The 17,851-nt window shown below is 39.4% G+C and carries 11 protein-coding genes and 3 tRNA genes; 4 read left to right on the top strand and 10 right to left on the bottom strand.

The window, feature by feature from the left end; all coding sequences use genetic code 11:
• The first annotated feature begins 84 nt into the window (after positions 1–84).
• From PR800_RS03525 to PR800_RS03515, 3 genes are all read left to right on the top strand, one after another.
• A tRNA-Met gene (locus PR800_RS03525) sits at positions 85–161 on the top strand.
• 61 nt (positions 162–222) lie between these two features.
• Positions 223–299: transfer RNA gene (locus PR800_RS03520), tRNA-Met, on the top strand.
• A gap of 18 nt (positions 300–317) precedes the next feature.
• Positions 318–394, top strand: a tRNA-Met gene (locus PR800_RS03515).
• Positions 395–529: 135 nt separating this feature from the next.
• Here PR800_RS03515 and amiC read toward each other — a convergent pair.
• Complete coding sequence (gene amiC, locus PR800_RS03510) at positions 530–1,780, bottom strand: N-acetylmuramoyl-L-alanine amidase AmiC (protein ID WP_102139953.1); 1,251 nt, start codon at positions 1,778–1,780, stop codon at positions 530–532.
• Positions 1,781–2,142: 362 nt separating this feature from the next.
• Between amiC and argA the strand changes: the two genes are divergently transcribed.
• Positions 2,143–3,486: an amino-acid N-acetyltransferase gene (argA, locus tag PR800_RS03505; protein ID WP_102139954.1), complete on the top strand. Its 1,344-nt coding sequence runs from the start codon at positions 2,143–2,145 to the stop codon at positions 3,484–3,486.
• Positions 3,487–3,590: 104 nt separating this feature from the next.
• Here argA and PR800_RS03500 read toward each other — a convergent pair whose 3' ends face one another.
• Genes PR800_RS03500 through PR800_RS03460 form a run of 9 tightly spaced genes read right to left on the bottom strand, consistent with a single transcriptional unit; the run spans position 3,591 to position 17,840 of the window.
• The gene (locus tag PR800_RS03500) at positions 3,591–4,160 is read right to left on the bottom strand and encodes a hypothetical protein (protein ID WP_166264453.1); all 570 of its coding nucleotides are present in this window, start codon (positions 4,158–4,160) and stop codon (positions 3,591–3,593) included.
• Between the two features lie 53 nt (positions 4,161–4,213).
• The gene (gene recD, locus PR800_RS03495; protein WP_206275835.1) at positions 4,214–6,061 is read right to left on the bottom strand and encodes an exodeoxyribonuclease V subunit alpha; all 1,848 of its coding nucleotides are present in this window, start codon (positions 6,059–6,061) and stop codon (positions 4,214–4,216) included.
• On the bottom strand, positions 6,061–9,669 hold the full coding sequence (gene recB / locus PR800_RS03490; protein ID WP_272530223.1) for an exodeoxyribonuclease V subunit beta: 3,609 nt from the start codon (positions 9,667–9,669) through the stop codon (positions 6,061–6,063). The genes recD and recB overlap by 1 nt, the downstream gene beginning before the upstream one ends.
• Positions 9,666–12,563, bottom strand: coding sequence for a pitrilysin (gene ptrA / locus PR800_RS03485; RefSeq protein ID WP_210844047.1), 2,898 nt, complete (start codon positions 12,561–12,563; stop codon positions 9,666–9,668). Before ptrA ends, recB begins: the two co-directional genes overlap by 4 nt.
• A gap of 17 nt (positions 12,564–12,580) precedes the next feature.
• Positions 12,581–15,955: an exodeoxyribonuclease V subunit gamma gene (recC, locus tag PR800_RS03480; protein WP_210844045.1), complete on the bottom strand. Its 3,375-nt coding sequence runs from the start codon at positions 15,953–15,955 to the stop codon at positions 12,581–12,583.
• Positions 15,933–16,319, bottom strand: coding sequence for a prepilin-type N-terminal cleavage/methylation domain-containing protein (locus PR800_RS03475; protein WP_272530219.1), 387 nt, complete (start codon positions 16,317–16,319; stop codon positions 15,933–15,935). Before PR800_RS03475 ends, recC begins: the two co-directional genes overlap by 23 nt.
• Positions 16,319–16,759, bottom strand: a complete 441-nt coding sequence (locus PR800_RS03470; RefSeq protein ID WP_102139961.1) for a DUF2509 family protein — start codon at positions 16,757–16,759, stop codon at positions 16,319–16,321. The genes PR800_RS03475 and PR800_RS03470 overlap by 1 nt, the downstream gene beginning before the upstream one ends.
• On the bottom strand, positions 16,756–17,361 hold the full coding sequence (locus PR800_RS03465; RefSeq protein WP_272530217.1) for a prepilin peptidase-dependent protein: 606 nt from the start codon (positions 17,359–17,361) through the stop codon (positions 16,756–16,758). Before PR800_RS03465 ends, PR800_RS03470 begins: the two co-directional genes overlap by 4 nt.
• Complete coding sequence (locus PR800_RS03460) at positions 17,355–17,840, bottom strand: prepilin-type N-terminal cleavage/methylation domain-containing protein (protein ID WP_102139963.1); 486 nt, start codon at positions 17,838–17,840, stop codon at positions 17,355–17,357. Before PR800_RS03460 ends, PR800_RS03465 begins: the two co-directional genes overlap by 7 nt.
• Positions 17,841–17,851: the final 11 nt, after the last annotated feature.

Raw genomic sequence — 17,851 nt, 5'->3', positions numbered from 1 at the left:
TTGTTCGGTAAATGCTAAATTTTGAAAAAAAAACACGAAAAAACTTGCATCAGATCTCATCCCGAGTATAGTGCCCGCATCGGACGCGGGGTGGAGCAGCATGGTAGCTCGTCGGGCTCATAACCCGAAGGTCGTTGGTTCAAATCCAGCCCCCGCAACCAATTACTGATTAAATCAGTAAAGTAACAAAAAATCTGCAGTATAAAGTCGTAAAAATTCAGTCGCGGGATGGAGCAGCATGGTAGCTCGTCGGGCTCATAACCCGAAGGTCGTTGGTTCAAATCCAGCTCCCGCAACCAATTTTTTGCCTCTTCAGTCGCGGGGTGGAGCAGCATGGTAGCTCGTCGGGCTCATAACCCGAAGGTCGTTGGTTCAAATCCAGCCCCCGCAACCAATTCTTTTGAGTCTCCTTTCTGGTCCCCCATCACCTTTTTAATATCACTATAAAAATTCTATTTTTAATCATAACTGAAAAATAAAAAAGGCGATCCACATACGTTTATCACCTTTCTTAATCTTTTTAAATTAACTAGTTGCGGATCGCTAATGCACCACCGTTACGGAAATAAGCTTTTACTCCTTCAAAAATGGATTCTGCCATTTGCTGTTGGAATTTTGCTGTTTTTAATTTCTTCTCTTCTTCCAAATTACTAATAAAAGCGGTTTCGACTAGAATCGATGGGATCTCAGGTGCTTTAAGTACCGCGAAACCGGCTTGGTCAACTCTGTTTTTATGCAGTTTGTTAACTTTTCCCATTCGTTTTAGTACTTCGTCACCGAATTTCAAGCTGTCATTAATTGTCGCAGTTTGCACGAGATCAAACATCGTATGGTCAAGATACACATCACCACTTTTACTCACTCCGCCCACTAAGTCCGCTTCGTTTTGTGTTTGTGCAAGGTAACGAGCCGTATTACTGGTCGCGCCTTTCGTCGATAGTGCAAAAACAGAAGAGCCTCGGGCTGAACGATTAGTAAATGCATCCGCATGAATTGAAACGAATAAATCTGCCTGCATTTTACGCGCTTTCGCCACTCGGACTTTTAATGGAATAAAGACATCTTCATTGCGTGTCATATAGGAGCGCATTTTAGGATCTTTATCTATCAGTGCTTTTAGCCGACGTGCGATCTGTAAAACCACATCTTTTTCGCGCGTTTTATATTTGCCGATCGCACCGGGGTCTTCGCCACCATGTCCTGGGTCGATCATAATAATAATTGGGCGATCCGTCCCTGCTTTACCCGGTTTCTTCGCTTGAGCGGGCATGCTCTCCTCAAGATCACCTTTATTATAATCCTCAAGTAATGCCAATAGAGGATCATCATTGGTGTCAACGCCTTTACCTGGATAAAAATCAAGAACTAAGCGATGCTTAAATTCCGCAACAGGGGCCATCGAGAAGAATTGAGGACTGACTTTATTTTTAACTTCAAATACCAAGCGAACCGTTTTCGGATCAAATTGCCCAACTCTAACTAGTTTAAGGTAGGGATCACGTGTTTGAATTTGAGTTCCCATATCCTTCAATACATTATTTAACTGCACCCCTTCAAGATCGACCACAATACGCTCAGGGTTATTAAGCACAAACTGACGGTACTTCAATGGAGTACTAGATTCCAATGTAACTCGTGTATAGCTCGATGCTGGCCAAATGCGCACAGCCACCACGCTGCTACTCGCAGAAAAACCGAATGGGCTAATGCTCAGTAACATAACTGCTGCTGCGCCTTGAATAAAACGACGCTTCGATGGGTTGTGATCTTGGTGACTCATCAATAATTCCGAACCTAGAACTGAGAAATAAAGTGATTTTAGGATAAATGCTAATAGTTAGCCTTGAAATACGCACTCTAACTAATCATTTGCACTCTGTCATTAAGAATATATCAAAGCATCTATAGAGTTACAGACATGAGTATAACCTAATCATACTGAGAGAAAATATTTGTGAGTGACTTTCTGTGTCAATTTTATGCAATTTAGTTTTCATAGAGTATATCGAGTTAAATTTAGAGATATGTAAATGTAAAAAATAAAAATGTTACTTTTTTTATCCCATCTTTTACTTGATATTTACCGACAAAAAGAATAAAAATACATTATTAACGAATAAAAATTCAATTAAGAGGGTTGTTATGAAAGAGCGCAGCACCGAGTTGGTTGATGAGTTTCGCCATTCGGTTCCTTATATAAACGCCCACCGCGGCAAAACATTTATTATTATGCTTGGTGGTGAAGCGATTGCGCATGAAAATTTTCCTAGCATTGTCAATGACATAGGATTATTGCATAGTTTAGGCATCCGAATTGTTGTCGTTTATGGCGCTAGGCCTCAAATTGAGGACATTTTAGCAGAGCATAAATATGATGCGGTTTATCATAAACATACTCGCGTCACCGATGCGAATACTCTTGAATATGTAAAGCAAGCTTCTGGCGCTTTACAATTAGATATCACGGCTCGGTTATCTATGAGCTTAGGTAATACCCCGCTTCAAGGCGCACACATTAATGTGGTTAGTGGCAATTTCGTTATTGCCCAACCTCTGGGCGTTGATGATGGTATTGATTATTGCCACAGTGGAAGGATCCGTCGTATTAATGAAGAAGCCATTAATAATCAATTAGATAATGGTTCTATTGTGCTAATTGGGCCGGTTGCCGTCTCAGTCACAGGGGAAAGTTTTAATCTGACCTCTGAAGAAATTGCCACTCAATTAGCAGTAAAAATGAAAGCGGAAAAACTGATCGGTTTTTGCTCCTCACAAGGTGTAGCAGACAAAGAAGGCAATATTTTGTCTGAATTATTCCCAAATGAAGCAGAAAACCGCATTCAAGAACTTGAATCTGAAGGTGATTACTATTCAGGAACTGTGCGCTTTTTACGCGGAGCCGCAAAAGCTTGCCGCCGAGGCGTCCGCCGTAGCCACCTATTGAGCTACCAAGAAAATGGCTCGTTAATTCAAGAGTTATTCTCTCGTGATGGTATTGGCACCCAAATCGTCATGGAAAGTGCGGAACAAATCCGCCGTGCAAACATTAATGATATTGGTGGAATATTAGAGCTTATTCGCCCATTAGAGCAACAAGGTATTTTAGTTAGACGTTCACGTGAGCAATTAGAAATGGAAATTGATAAATTTACCATTATTGAACGTGATAACTTAGTCATCGCTTGTGCAGCGCTTTACCCTTACCCAGAAGAAAAACTAGGTGAAATGGCTTGTGTCGCTGTTCATCCTGATTACCGAAGTTCATCTAGAGGAGAGGAGTTACTGCACCGTGTTGCTGTACAAGCAAAACAATTTGGTTTAGATAAACTATTTGTCCTGACAACTCGTAGTATCCATTGGTTTCAAGAGCGTGGTTTTACCCCCGCGGAGATTGAGATGTTACCAATGAAAAAGCAGGCTTTATATAACTACCAGCGTCGCTCTAAAATATTGATTTTAGACCTAAAAAACCAAGCTGATAAGTGAATATTAGAGTCTTCAGCATAATTACTGTTTCGTCACTGACTTTAGCCCCAAACTATACAAGGATGCATAGTTTGGGTCGTAGCTTTAAAACTACGGAATAGCCGTTAAGCTATCTGAATAACTCTAGCTTTCTCACACAAAGGAATGGAATCTAAATGTGGTTGGATTGCCGCTTTCATCTCAGCGAAAGATGTACCATAAAAATAGAATGCGGTTTCTGTCGGGCCATCCCAAACGCCATGAATGCTCCCAATATCTTCCACAGCATCATCTAGAATATCGAACACTTCACTGATATCCCCGTTTTCATAAACGTCATCCGCGAGTTCTGTCCCGTTGAAATAAATAGCCATACCTTCATCTGAACCAAAATCGATTCGAACATCTTCCCCATGAATAAATAAACGAGAGCCTTTTGGAGCTAACATTGAAGAAAAAAGTTGAATAATTAAACTGATATTTTCGTCACTCGCCTCTTCAAGTGCTATTTCTATATCACATTCCTGCGCTTCACCATTATCACCTAATAATGTCCCACCACCTGTGACATGGATATTTTTATCCATGCTTTTCATGACTTCATTAAATGCATCTTCTAAGTCACCACGCCTAATAGGCTCAAGCCTTGCATTTAATGTTACTGTAATTGCCGTCATTTCTTGCTGGTTATCCATCTCATTACCTTTACTTTAGGGTGAATTATTCACGTAACTTACAAATAAGTTAGTTACATTAATTGGGTCGCTAAACCGCTCCGTCGCTTAGTTGGCGTTTCAACGGCTCGACGTAATACTTTTGGGCTACCGTAAAGAGATAGCTCTTTTTTAGCTCGAGTTATCGCTGTATACACAAGCTCACGTGTCATGACTGGAGAATATACATTTGGTAAAACCAATGCGGTATGAGCAAACTCCGAACCTTGTGATTTATGAACGGTCATTGCATAAGCTGTTTCATGCTGTGGAAGCCGGTTAGGTTGTACTCCACGAATAGTCCCATCTGGAAATTGGAAATAGGCTCTCAGTGCATTTTCTTCATCTGGTAAAATGATGCCTATATCCCCATTAAAAAGTCCTAATGGGCTATCATTACGACTAATCATAATTGGTCGGCCTGCATAGTGTTTATTCAATAAATTATATGGGCGGTTTATTATCCCTTGCCTATGAAATAATTTTTCTAATTTATCGTTAAGGCCAATAACGCCAAAAGGCCCTTCCCGCAGAGCCGTTAGTAACCGATATTGGTTAAATTTTTTCAGAACTTGCTCAGGATCTTCTTTATCTTTAACCGCAAGTAGATATTCCTTATAATTTTCAGCGGCATCTAATAAAATTTTCGCGTAATCATCCGCTGTTTCTTGAATATAACTATGCACATCTGGACGTTGTTGATTTAGTAATTGTTGAACTCGAGAAACATTCCCTTCATTTACAGCAAAAGCGAGTTGGCCAATCCCTGAGTCTGCAGAAAAACGGTAGCTTTTACGCAATAAACATAGGTTATCACGAATAATTGGGCCGTTTGGTGATGCATAAGCTGCAACTGAATATCCTGTTAGCGCCGAAAGTTGAGATGCCCTTTCCACACTATAACCGTTATCAGCAAACTGACAAATATCCCCTAACACAGCACCCGCTTCGACAGAAGCAAGTTGATCTTTATCACCTAGAAATATTAATTTTGCATTTTCAGGCAGTGACTCAAGTAATTTACTCATCATGGGTAAATCTACCATTGAGGCTTCATCAACAATGAGTACATCAAGAGATAAACGGTTGTCTCGGTTATAACGAAACTGCTGACTTTCAGGTTGAGCCCCTAATAAACGGTGTAATGTTTTTGCATGATTAGGCAAAACAGCGCGTTCTTCATCGGTTAAAGGCATCTTTTTCATCGCTTCACCAAGAGATTCCGTCAACCTAGCTGCCGCCTTACCAGTTGGAGCAGCCAGCTCTATTCTAATTTTGTGGTGAAGTTTGGTTTCAAGCTTAATTAATGCGGCAAGGATACGTGCAACCGTTGTTGTTTTTCCCGTCCCTGGCCCCCCTGATATGATTGACACCTTGCTGGTTACGGCAACTGCTGCTGCAATTTTTTGCCAATCAATATCATCAGTAGTAGGAAATAAATTATCTAGTACTTCCTTGATTTGGGCATTATTTTGCTTTTCTATTGATGTGTTAGAGAAAAACTTTGCAACATATTGCTCATATTGCCACATCCGTTGAAAATATAAGTATTCCCCTGAAAGTATTAAAGGCGAGATCTGGTTTTCTGTTGATAGCGACACTGCATTTGCTTGTTTGAGCGTTTGATAAAGTACTTGTTCGCTCGGCTCTCCCATTTTTTGCCAAAATTCAGCGGCTAATTCAGGATGCCTTCCTGCAAATAACTTTTCAGGTACAACATCTGCCAATGCTAAGCAAACGTGCCCAGCCATAGTTTCTGCGCTAAGAAGTGCGGCAATCATAAGCACTATCGGGTGCTTATCATCAGAAATACTGTAAGCAAATTGCACATCAAGAGGTGTAAAGATACGTAGCTCAATAGCCTGATTAAATAGGGATTTCATTAAGCGGGTTCCCCTTGTTGAACATTTTTAAATAAGCTATCTAACGCTTCAATAAACGCTTCTATAGGGCGATAAAAGAAAATACCGTTACTGGAGTTAACATCATCTACCCCCCTTAGAAATAAATAATAGACACCCCCAAAATGGGTTTCATAATCATAATTAGGCATTCTTTGCTTTAGGTAACGATGTAACGCCAACGAATATAGTTGATACTGCAAATCATAGCGGTGGTCTATCATCGCTTCAGCCATCGCTTCTTGGGTATAAAAGCTAGCGTCTTCCCCTAGATAATTTGACTTATAATCAAGAAGGTAAAATTTACCTTTCCAGTAAAAGGTGAGGTCAATAAACCCTTTTAAAATTCCCTGAACTTTCTCAAAACTTAGTGGAGGACAACGTTGTGATAATGGATCATATTGATGTGTTATTTTATCTAATTGGCCTGCACTCAACATTGACTCAATAGGCAGATAAAACTGCATCTCATCTAATTGGTCTTGAGGCCGTAAAGCAGATAAACATAACCCGTCTTCTGATAGTGGTGCATGTACAATTGCGTGTAGCCATTCTTGCAGCATTGGTGCCCACTGTAAGTCGAACCCTGAGGATTCAAGTTTTTCAGCCAACCATTCTTGAGAAACTGGTTCACTAAAATCAATCTCTTCCATTAAGCTATGTAAAAATGTTCCTGGTGACGCACCTTTAGGAAATTGATGAGGAGTTAGGAACAAAGACTCGTCTTCCTGCTGCTCTACATCAACACTAGCCTCAATATCCATATTCGGGGCTAATGAATTCGCAAATTGCAATGCTGAAACTGATTCTTCTGCTTCGGTATGGCTTGAACCGTAACTTAACCCCGAATAGCTAGTAACACGCCAATGGTCATTAAAATGACGAGTCACTGCTCTTGCGGATAAGTTTACACGACCATTTTGTTCTAATAATACGCGTTCCGACTTAGGTTGATTAATCACTGCAACATCAATAACGTCATTGCTAATTTCAGCCAACATCTCGTTTAAGAGTTGGTAATCACCAGCTTGCCCTTTTTGGATAACGTAACCCAGTGCAGATAAGTGTAAATCGGTTTCACCACTTTTTTTCCTGTTACCTTTAATTAATGGTGCAATACCGACACTACAGTGATAAATAGCCCTTGTGAGGGCCACATATAATAAACGTAGGTCTTCTGCCAAGCGTTCTTCGTCAGCTAAAGCGACATTTTCTTCGCTATCATTTAAGTCTAGCCGTACTCCATAATCTGTTCTGTCGTGATATAAGCCTTTAGATTGAGGTAAAAAATTGCTAGCAAAAGGCAGCCATACAATTTTGTATTCAAGGCCTTTAGATTTATGTATGGTACTGATCTGCACCAAATGTTTATCACTTTCAAGACGCATTTGCTGTGCGTCAGATTGATGATCAGGATGGGCTATTTGTTGCGCTAACCAACGGATTAGTGTGTGCTCACCTTCAAGTTGTAATGACATTTCTTGCAGTAATTCACCAATATGCATCACATCCATCAAGCGACGCTCTCCGTCGGTGCCTGATAATAATGTTTCTGCAATTTGCCTCTGCGCCATGACCATTCTAAGCATGGGGAGCACGCCTCGTTTTTGCCACACCACGGCATAACGAGCAAATTCATCTACAATTTTTTCCCACGACCTTTCATCATGGTTTAGGTCATCAATTTGTTTAGCGGTTAAACCCAATATTCCTGTCGCCAATGCACTGCGCAAAACACGTTCTTTTTCAGGTGTTAAAACTGCCTGTAGTAACCACAATAAATCCCTAGCTTCTGACGTTGAAAATACACTCTCCCGATTAGATTGAAACACCGAAGGGATATTTAACCGATTTAAAGCATCACGAATTAATACGGCTTCGCGCCGACTGCGCACCAACACAGTAATATCCGAAGCTTCGACAGGAGTATGCGTTCCTTTATTGTCAAAATAGCTACTACCTTGCAAGCCACCTTGCAAGTATTGTGCGATTTGTACTGCACATTGTGAAGCTGTTGCTTGCTCATATTCAGCAACGGAGACACCTTCTTCTTCCATTTTCCAAAATGTAAGCGCGTTGACTTCTTCACCATTATGGATAAGTTTTCTACCGCTATTTTGCTTAGCGAAATTAACGGGTTGAAAAGGAATTTGTTCAAAAATAAAAGGTGACTGACAATGGCTAAATAGATGATTAATAGCTTCAACCATATTTTGTGATGAGCGATAATTAGTCTCTAATGTATAGTGAGCGCTAACTTCATTTTTTGCTTCAATGTAAGTGAAAATGTCAGCGCCTCGAAAAGCATAAATAGCTTGTTTAGGGTCGCCAATAAAAAGTAATGCACTGTCATTAACTTCTCGATAAATTCTTTGGAAAATACGATACTGCTGTGCATCCGTGTCTTGAAATTCATCTATCATCGCAACGGGAAAACGTTGGCTGATAGCTTGAGCTAAAAACTTTCCACTCTCTTGAGCAAGAGCACTATCTAAACGGGTCAATAAATCATCAAATCCCATTTCACCACGGTTATGTTTTTCAAAACTAATCGCTGACCTCACCTCTGAAATTGCCAGTGGAATAATTAGATCTTTTAGGGTTAATGATTGAGAAAGTAGCTCATCTATTCTTTGGAAAACAACATGCTCTGGCCCTGAGCCACTTTTTGATTTTTTATGTAGTACCGTTTGTGAGAAGCGTTCAAGATCTTTAGGCAGCTGATAATCTTCTGTTTCTTCTTGAGCCCATTCGCCAATTTTTATCAACCATGCGGGTAGAAAACGAGTACTATAACTTCGTTTATCAACATCTGACTCAGCGATGAGCTTCTCAAAATCCGCTGAATTTTCTAACCATGCCGTTTTAACTGACTCAATTAACAAGATTAGCCGCTGATGCCGTTCTTCTAGAGTTTCTACTTGTTTCGGTTGGTTAATAATTAAAGGAATATCACCCTGTAAGAAAGGTTTAATCTCCGAAAGCAATGCTTCGGGACTATTCCACAGTGACTGAATAACTTTTGTCATGGAGTAATTCAGAGGATAAAAATGACGGCGCCAAAAGTCTGCACAGGCTTGTTTTTGAATCGGAGATTCATCTTGAATCATTGTTTGTTCGAACAATACTCCCGACTCAAATGCATTATGAACTAGCATTCTTTGGCAAAAACCATGGATAGTATATATCGCGGCTTCATCCATTTGCCTTTCCGCTGCCTGTAACCATTGCGCAGCGAATTTTCTTTGGGACTCCCCCGAAAGCTCGGCTAATAATTCAAGGTACTCAGGCTGCGACTCGAAACCAACACCATTTCTTAAGCAAACTAAGCGCATGTCATGAATACGTTGACGAATACGTCCCCGTAACTCATTCGTCGCAGCCTCAGTAAATGTCACAACTAAAATCTCTTCAACACTTAACGGCCTAGGAAACGCATTAACGCCTCCCAGACCTAGTAAAAGCCGCAGATAAAGTATACCAATTGTGTATGTTTTACCCGTTCCTGCAGATGCTTCAATTAACCGCTGTCCACACAGAGGCAATGAAAAAACATTCAGTAATTGGGACTCTACCTGCACTTTATTCACTCAGCATCTTCCTTTATTGGTAAAATCTTTTGCAACTGAGAAGCTGTCGAGTAAAGCACCCAATCTTTCAGATGAGCATACCCCACTTTAGTATCAACTCCTTGGCCTATAACTTGGGAGCTAACTGCTAATCCTTTGTGCTTTATAACCGCATTTTCATAATACTCGATGACTTGTTCTTTCGTTGCGGTCCCTAAAGTTGCAATAACTTTTTCACGTGTATCAAAACTAAAAATATTTCTAGAAAAATCAGATGAGTAACGGCCTACTTCCTCATAGAATGTTTGAGGTGGTTGGTTCATCTCTGTGATAATAGATTGTTTATATTGATTAAACTCATCTATCGGCAGTTTTTTCAGTTTCTCTAATGCTTGAAGATAAAACTGTTGGTAACGAGTATTTAAGTAACTCGGTGTTTTCGCATTACTTTGAATTAAAAAGCCCATTCCCCACTGATCCCCCAGCCCTGCTTTAAAAGCAAATACTGCGTAACCAAGTTGCTCATTGGTCCTTAATTGGTCATAAAACCAAGGCTGAATCACTTTAGAAAGAATACCTGATAATACTGCACCATCAATGCGGCTATAACCGTCTGGGATAAAGATTTCAGCAAGTGCATTATCTGAGCTATTCCCCTGTTTATGGAAATCTGCTAGGTAATTTTTATCAATAACGACAATGTCACCACGCCACCAATTGGTACCTTCGCTCTTTAATAATTGCTGTGCATCTTTAATGGTTTCAATACCTTGTGATTCAGTCATATTACCAAAGACAAGCGCTTGTAATGCGGCACTTTTAACTAACATTTCACGGTAGTTGGTGAGGTCCTGCAATGAAATTTTATCTAGCTCGGCTAAACGCTGTTCTTGCTCAAAATAAGGCACACTATTAATACGCTGAAGCGGTTGCATGGCCAGCTCATAAGCTTTCGCATTATTAGCAACTTCAATTTGCTCTTTATACCAAGACTTCGCTTGAGCTAACTCTTGTTCCGTTGGCTCAAAATTCAGGTATAGCTTTGTCATGGATAAAAAGAGTTCAGGTAAATGTTGGGTGTAACCACTGGCATTTAATTGCAGACCGATCCCCTGAGAAACAGAGACAGACATGCCAGCTACAGATGCCTGATATTGCAGTTCATCCATTTTCAATGAAGCGATATATTGTAATAAAGAGCCTGTGACTTGTTGCTTAGCGTCTTTGTCACCTTGGTTAGAACGTAATGATAAGGTGATACTCGCCTTTGGCTCATCTGCAAAATATTGACTTGGCATATATAACACACGTGTATTGCCATCTTGATAGATGAACTCGGGGTGTTTATAAGCCTTATCAGTTTTAATTAGTGATAAATTATCAGCAATATATGGGTTTAAAGCAGGCAATTTAAAATTCATTTTAGATTCTAAACTTGCCCAGGTTTTAAATTGTTTTGCTGTGATTTTATTAACTTGATACGGTGCATCAACAAAGTAGGCTTTTTTGTTATTCGGTTCATTTGGACTAATAAACCAAATTCTCGCCTCTTGCGCAGTGAGCTCTGATAAACGCTGTTTAATCGCTTCAGGATCATACTTATCAGCAATGTAATCTGAGTCAAGAACATGATTAACTGGAACATCAATCATTTGGTCTGATAACCATTCAATGTAGTTCATGTCCCTGACAATTGAACCATAACGAAATGATAAATTAAGAACTTTTGCTATTTCATCAAAGTAGCTTTTATTAACTCCATCATTCTTAATTAACTCAATATAAGAAAAGATAGCCGCGATAATTTCGTCTCTTTCCTGTAACCCTTTATCTGTCAGCGTGACATAAATAGAGAATGAGCCGTAGTTTCTATCTAAATTTGGAGTGGCAGAGGCGCTGATACCTTCAGCAAGCCCTTGCGATATTAACCAATCCGCCAATGTTCCTGGGCTTCTATTACCAATTAAGTAACTAATATAGTTGTCACTTTTACTGCGAAAATCTGCCATATTATTTTTAATGCTAAATTCAATTTGTATGGCTTTTTGTGGTTGAGCTGGCACATAATGAATAATAATGCCTTTTTCATTATCCGTTACCGCAGGGGTATTAACAGCCGGAACACTGGCATTAAAATTAGGTATACGCCCAAATGATTCCTGTGCAATATTCGCTAATGACTCAATAGATTGGTCGCCGTAAAGCACTGCATTCATTAGGTTTGCAGAATAATACTGCTTATAAAAACCCACGAGCTCATCTTGTAGTTTGCTATTAGGTTTATCTTTCAGAGTCTCTAAATTCCCCCCAGAAAAGCGTGAGTTCGGGTGTAATGGGTTCAATGTTTCAGAACGTACTTGCCATATACGCATCCCGTCACGAGAGCGTGCCATTGTAAGTTCTGCATTAACTGCATTACGTTCTCTGTCCGCATTAATCGGGTCTAAAAGTGGCTCAGCTAATGCATCTGCAAGCCTATCCGTCGCTTCTTTTAGTGCTCCATTTTCAACTTCAAAGTAATAAGCAGTACGATGAGAAGCGGTACTTGCATTATGGCTACCACCGTGTTTTTGCAAAAATTCAGAGAAACTACTTGGCTCTGGGTACTTTTTGGAGCCCATTAAAACCATATGCTCTAAATAATGAGCCAACCCTAATTGGCTATTTGGGTTTTCAATACTACCAACAGGTATCGATACCGCAGCCAATGATTTTGTTGCTTTGGTATCTGATACTAATAAAACCGTCATATCATTACTGAGTTTGATGGCTTTGTATTCCCTAGGGTCACTTTCACTTTTATTTACTGTTTCAGGCAAAACTTGCCAAAGTGGTTGTGCTGCAACCGCTTGACCACCGAAAAAAATTATCAGTAATAAAAATAGATGAGCGATATTTTTGGATAAATATTGCATCCTTTGGTGCTCTCCTGTCATTTCAAGTATTTTGTCATCGGTAATAAAAACCGTTGAGTGTTTGATAACAAAGATTTAATCATTGCATCATCAATGCTTCTGCAAACTCTTGACACATAATCGTCTTCCATCTCGCCTTTTTGCATCTGACTTCCTTGTAAGCTTTGGAGCAAAGCAGATAATGCTTTTTGTTGAATTTCTTCACTCGAAAAATCGTACTCTTTTGTCTTTTTATCAAAACAAGCCTTAACCCAACTCCAACCACTTTGAGAAAGAAGAATTAGTGGGGAATTAAACCCTTCGCAATAGCCTACAACTAAATCTTGTAGATAAGCCAATGCATCTTCTTGGCTAATAGCGGAAAACTGCCAAATACTATTATCTCTTCCTAGTGCAAGGCTTTCCCCTTCACCTATTTGCGAGTTAAATAGCAAATGCTCCACCCATAGCTGCACCCCATCGTTAGCCGTTAAGTAAGCCGGACGATAGCGTACTATTCCTGTTTCATGAGCATTTTTCAGTACGCCTGTAATTTTGACCCCATTTAACTGAAAATCAAATGGATAATCAAATAGCTGCATATCATATTCTTTAACTTTTTCAGCTAATGGCGATATCTCATTCAACTGCTGTTCCCAGAAAAGTTGACCAAATTGTCTGGCTGGCAGCTGGCCCGATGCCTTTAAAGCGGAATAAAAAGGCTCAATACTTTTATCTTTGACAAGTAAATCTAAAATTTGATCATTAATTTTATATCGTTGTAACCGACCTAAGTTAAACGGTTCTTCTTCTGGCAGTTCAGTTTCTTCAATAGAGAAATGCACTTTCAAACGCTGTTGAAAAAATGCCCTAATCGGATGACGATAAAAACGTAATAATTGTTCTAACGAAATTTCAGTAATGGGTTCTCGTATTTCAAGTACTGAACAAAATGGCTCATCAACTTTATTTGTTGTTTTTGCGGCAGGTAACCACTCACTCGCGAAGCTCTGATAAGGCGTTTCTGGTAAGAAATTTTCTTTTGCGAATGGGACTCTATTATGTTGAATGACCAGATGTCCCCTTAATCGTTTCGCACTTTCATCTATGTTCAAGGTTTCATCGCCAATTAAACAAAAACTTTGGCAAATATAGTCAATTAATTCAGTCACTAATACCGATGGATTACAAGGCTGATTATCACGAATAGAAAGCCCAATATAGCTAACATACAGTTGTTTAGATGCTGAATTCAATGCTTCTAAGAATAGATATCTATCGTCGTCCCGGCGTTTTCTATCTCCGCGAACAGGCTTTTCAGCCATCAAATCAAACCCTAAAGGTGGTATATTTCGCGGGTAAGCCCCATCATTCATTCCCAATAAACACACAACCTTAAATGGCACTGAACGCATTGGCATCAACGTACAAAAATTAACAGCCCCCGCCAAGAAACGTTGACTAATCTTTTCATCATCAAAACGAACTGAAAGCTCATCACGAATTAAACGCAATGGCACTTGTTCTTCATATCCTGAAGTTATCGCATTATCAACGATTTGATGCCACTGTTCCGTCAATAGTGCGAGAACGAGTTCAGTTTCTCCATCAACCATAAAACAGCTATTAAGTAGTTGTTGGCAAAGCTCTTTCCACTCTTCAAGTGGACGTTCTTGTGCTAGTAAAGAACGCCATTCTCTAAGTGTGTTGATTAATAATGCTAATTTCCCAGCTAGTTGAGCCGCTAAACCACTACATTCATCATAAGGTAAAATACCACTCCACGGTCCATTTCTGCTATCCATTGCATAGCCAAGCAACATCCTACTTAAACCGAATTCCCATGTATTTTGCCCTATCACTGGTAAAGCGAAAGAACGTACATTATCGTCATCAAGCCCCCAACGGATCCCTGATTCATTAACCCAGCGGCGTAATAAGCCTAATTCACTTTCATCAATACCAAAACGTTGAGAAAATGCAGAAACTTCAAGTAGGCTGAGAACTTGCTCCGTTGAAAAACGGCTCTGAGGTAAGTCAAGTAGCATAATAAATGCTTGTAAAATGGGATGAGCTTGTAGTGCTTTCCTATCTGAAATTGAAAAGGGGATATATCGAGTTGATGTAGTATTACCGAAAACAGCCTGAATATACGGTGCATAGCTGTCAATATCTGCAACCATGACTATCACATCACGCGGTGTTAGCGATGGGTCCTCCTCAAACAGAGAAAGCAAATGATCTTGTAATATTTCAACTTCTCTCTGTGCGCTATGACACAAATGGAATGTTATCGAATCATCTAGCTCACTGATCGGTCGTTTACCAAGACTCGTTTCATAATTTTCTATTGTTGTCCCTAATTGAGCGTGGTTTTCAAGATCTAAAATATCTTGCTGGACATTCTCTAATAAATTGACTCGTTCAGTATCAACATAGGCTGATATTTCATTAGCGCTATCGATTTGAGAAATAAAATATAAATTGTCCCTGCCAAGCCTCCCCCACGATGCAAGCAGTGGATTGGCAATGTCCTGCTCACCATTTTCATTAAATAAATCAGGAACCTGTCCTTCAAATTTGAAGCGAGAAATTTCATGTTTATCAAGATAATGTCGCAGCTTTCTTTGCTGTAATCTAGCTAAAAATGACGCACTCTGAATGTCTCCCCAATAATAACGACAGGGGTTAGTGAACATTAAGTGAACATCTGTATGCTCTGCTATTGCATTGAGAGCTTGTAAATAAACAGGCGGGAGAGATGAAATACCGCAAATAAAAATACGTTTAGGCAGCATTTTTCCTAAATCAGGAGTCGATGACAATGTACCAATAAAATGTTGATATAAATTAGCACGGTGCCAAGGCGGCTGTTTTAATTCATTTGAATAATCAACAAGGCATTGCCACAAACGTTTTTGCCACAGTTGATTTTCACTTAGACCCTCTACTAGTTCATTTCTTTGCCATACTTCGACCCATTGTGGGCGATAAACTAAATATTGGTCAAATAAATCGGCAACCCTACCAGCAAGCTGATGAAGTTTACGTTTATCTGCATCCTCTTGAAGATAATGCCTTAAAGGTTCAAATTCGTCCTCGTCAATGACTGTTGGCAGTATTGTCATGAGTTTCCATGTCATTGCTTGTTTGGTATAAGCACTTTCTTTTGGAATATCCGGTAAGACTCGCCTAAACATGTCCCAAATAAATGTTGCCGGTAAGGGATAGTTAATATTTGCAGCAATACCAAACTGTTTAGCAAGTTCGATTTGCAGCCACTGTGACATCCCAGGACTTTGTACTAAAATTATTTCTTGCTCAAAAGGGTGAGAAAGTGGTTCATTTTTCATTAAATGAGTCATTAGATCTTTTAATAAATCTAATTGATTAGAATGATACACTTGAAACATAGTGCTCTCCTGTTGAGCAATACCAACGACTTAATGAAAATGGCTGTTTTTTTATTGTTAACGATACCACTAACTCAGTACAATTATCGGCCTGCGGTAAACGAGTTGCTTGTATTTTCCATTCAGGGTAACGCAAATCTGGGTCCATGGCAGAATTTTTCTCCCCAGATATTGATGCTGCTAACATTGCGCTCTTTTCTAATGTACTATGCAATCCCCTAACCGCTGAAGAATTCATATACAATTGATTAAAATTCAATATGATATATTGCGAATAGTTTACCAAAGCTACCAATGAAATAGCAAAAATAACCACGCCAATCATTGCCTCTATTAATGCGAATCCTTGCTGTTCTATTTTCACTAGCAAAACCCTTTTTTTACCACTGGGCAATAATCTAACCACCCATTTTTACGGGGAAAAAGCTGTTGCTTATTTGCATCTAATACCATCCATCGATAAACTTTAATATCATTTCCTAGACGATAATGGCTTTGTCCCGACAGCAAAAAAGTCGCCCCTTTATAATGTTTTAAGCAGCTTTTCCACTGTTGAGTTTTCTCTTTCTGGCAAACCCAATTCTTTAACCCTCTCTGTTTACTATCCCATTGCAATGTCGCCCCCCATGAAAGAGCTGATTCTGCTTTATTAAAAGTATCGAAATATTTAATTTCCTTACGCAGATCATCCCGAGCCCGCTCTTGGAAAAAATGCACAGATTTAATCAATAATGAGCCTATTGTGATAAAAATAATAACCATAAGTAGAGAGGCATTTCCCTGTTGTTGCGCTATATTCTTCATAAGTTTCTAACCAAGACTGCTATTTGGTAATTAAACGTTTGGTTGGGCAATAAATCTGTCTTAAGATTTATTTTCATTTCAAGTAATTGGGTATTTTCCTGCCAACCAAATGCTAATGTTTTAACTTTGATTAGCTTCTCATCAAATAGCGATTGCCAACGCGTTCCATCGCAATCTCTGACATTTCGATTAGACTCTAATTTTTCATTGTTTAACCGATACCCAAAATAATCAGACTCTATCGACTTAGATTTAATGTCCTCCCACTTACCCGATAAATCTTGGTCATAGGCAAAAATAATGCATGAATTATTTCCTCGGCTTAAAAACTTAGATGTAATTTTTAAAGGCTCTTTTCCACAATCTAAGCTACCGCAGTAACCAATCCTTCTAAAATCTTTTTCCATGTTTATTAATGTCTGCCTTATATCTTTGTCTATTTGATATTGAATGTAAGCTCGGTAGGTTTGTTTAAATAATGTAGGGATGACACTCATCGCTGATACACAGACAATGCTACTGATTGCCATTGCCATCAACATTTCAATCAGTGTAAAGCCTTGCTGTTTTTTAAATTTATCGTGATTTAAGGAGTTCAGCATTTAGGCACTCCAGTCATTTTTTTATGACTACAGCTTCTAATGCGGCCTAATGAAGAGATATAAATTGTGATCTGCTCATGCTGATTTTTTAGCCCTATACTGAAAGCACGAATAGTCCCCTGCTTCCCATACAGCTGAATTGACGTCCGGCTCGCTTTCCAGAGCTCTATTCCTCGATGCCTTTCTGCTGTCAGTTTGCCAACCTCTTGCTTGTTATTTGCATCTTTAACAATCAGCTGCCAATCACCTACCCCAACTTTAACCGATAATATTTGGTACCTATTTAAATAGACACCTTCCGTCATTTGACTATAAATAAACTCTGATACTTGCCTAGCTGCGTCGATTAATCGCTGCCTTTCTACCTGCTGCTGCCATTGATATAAACCAGACAACATGACCAAAGAACAGATAAATAGAACAATCAGAATTTCAATTAAGGTGAAACCACGCTGTGTTGTATTTGATTCAACTTTCATCTTGTTGTGAC

Origin of the sequence: Providencia sp. PROV205 (genome assembly GCF_028479505.1) — a bacterium.
GTDB classification, from domain to species: domain Bacteria; phylum Pseudomonadota; class Gammaproteobacteria; order Enterobacterales; family Enterobacteriaceae; genus Providencia; species Providencia huaxiensis.
Note: the sequence above shows the minus strand (reverse complement) of the source record. Positions and strands in the feature narration are given on the sequence as shown.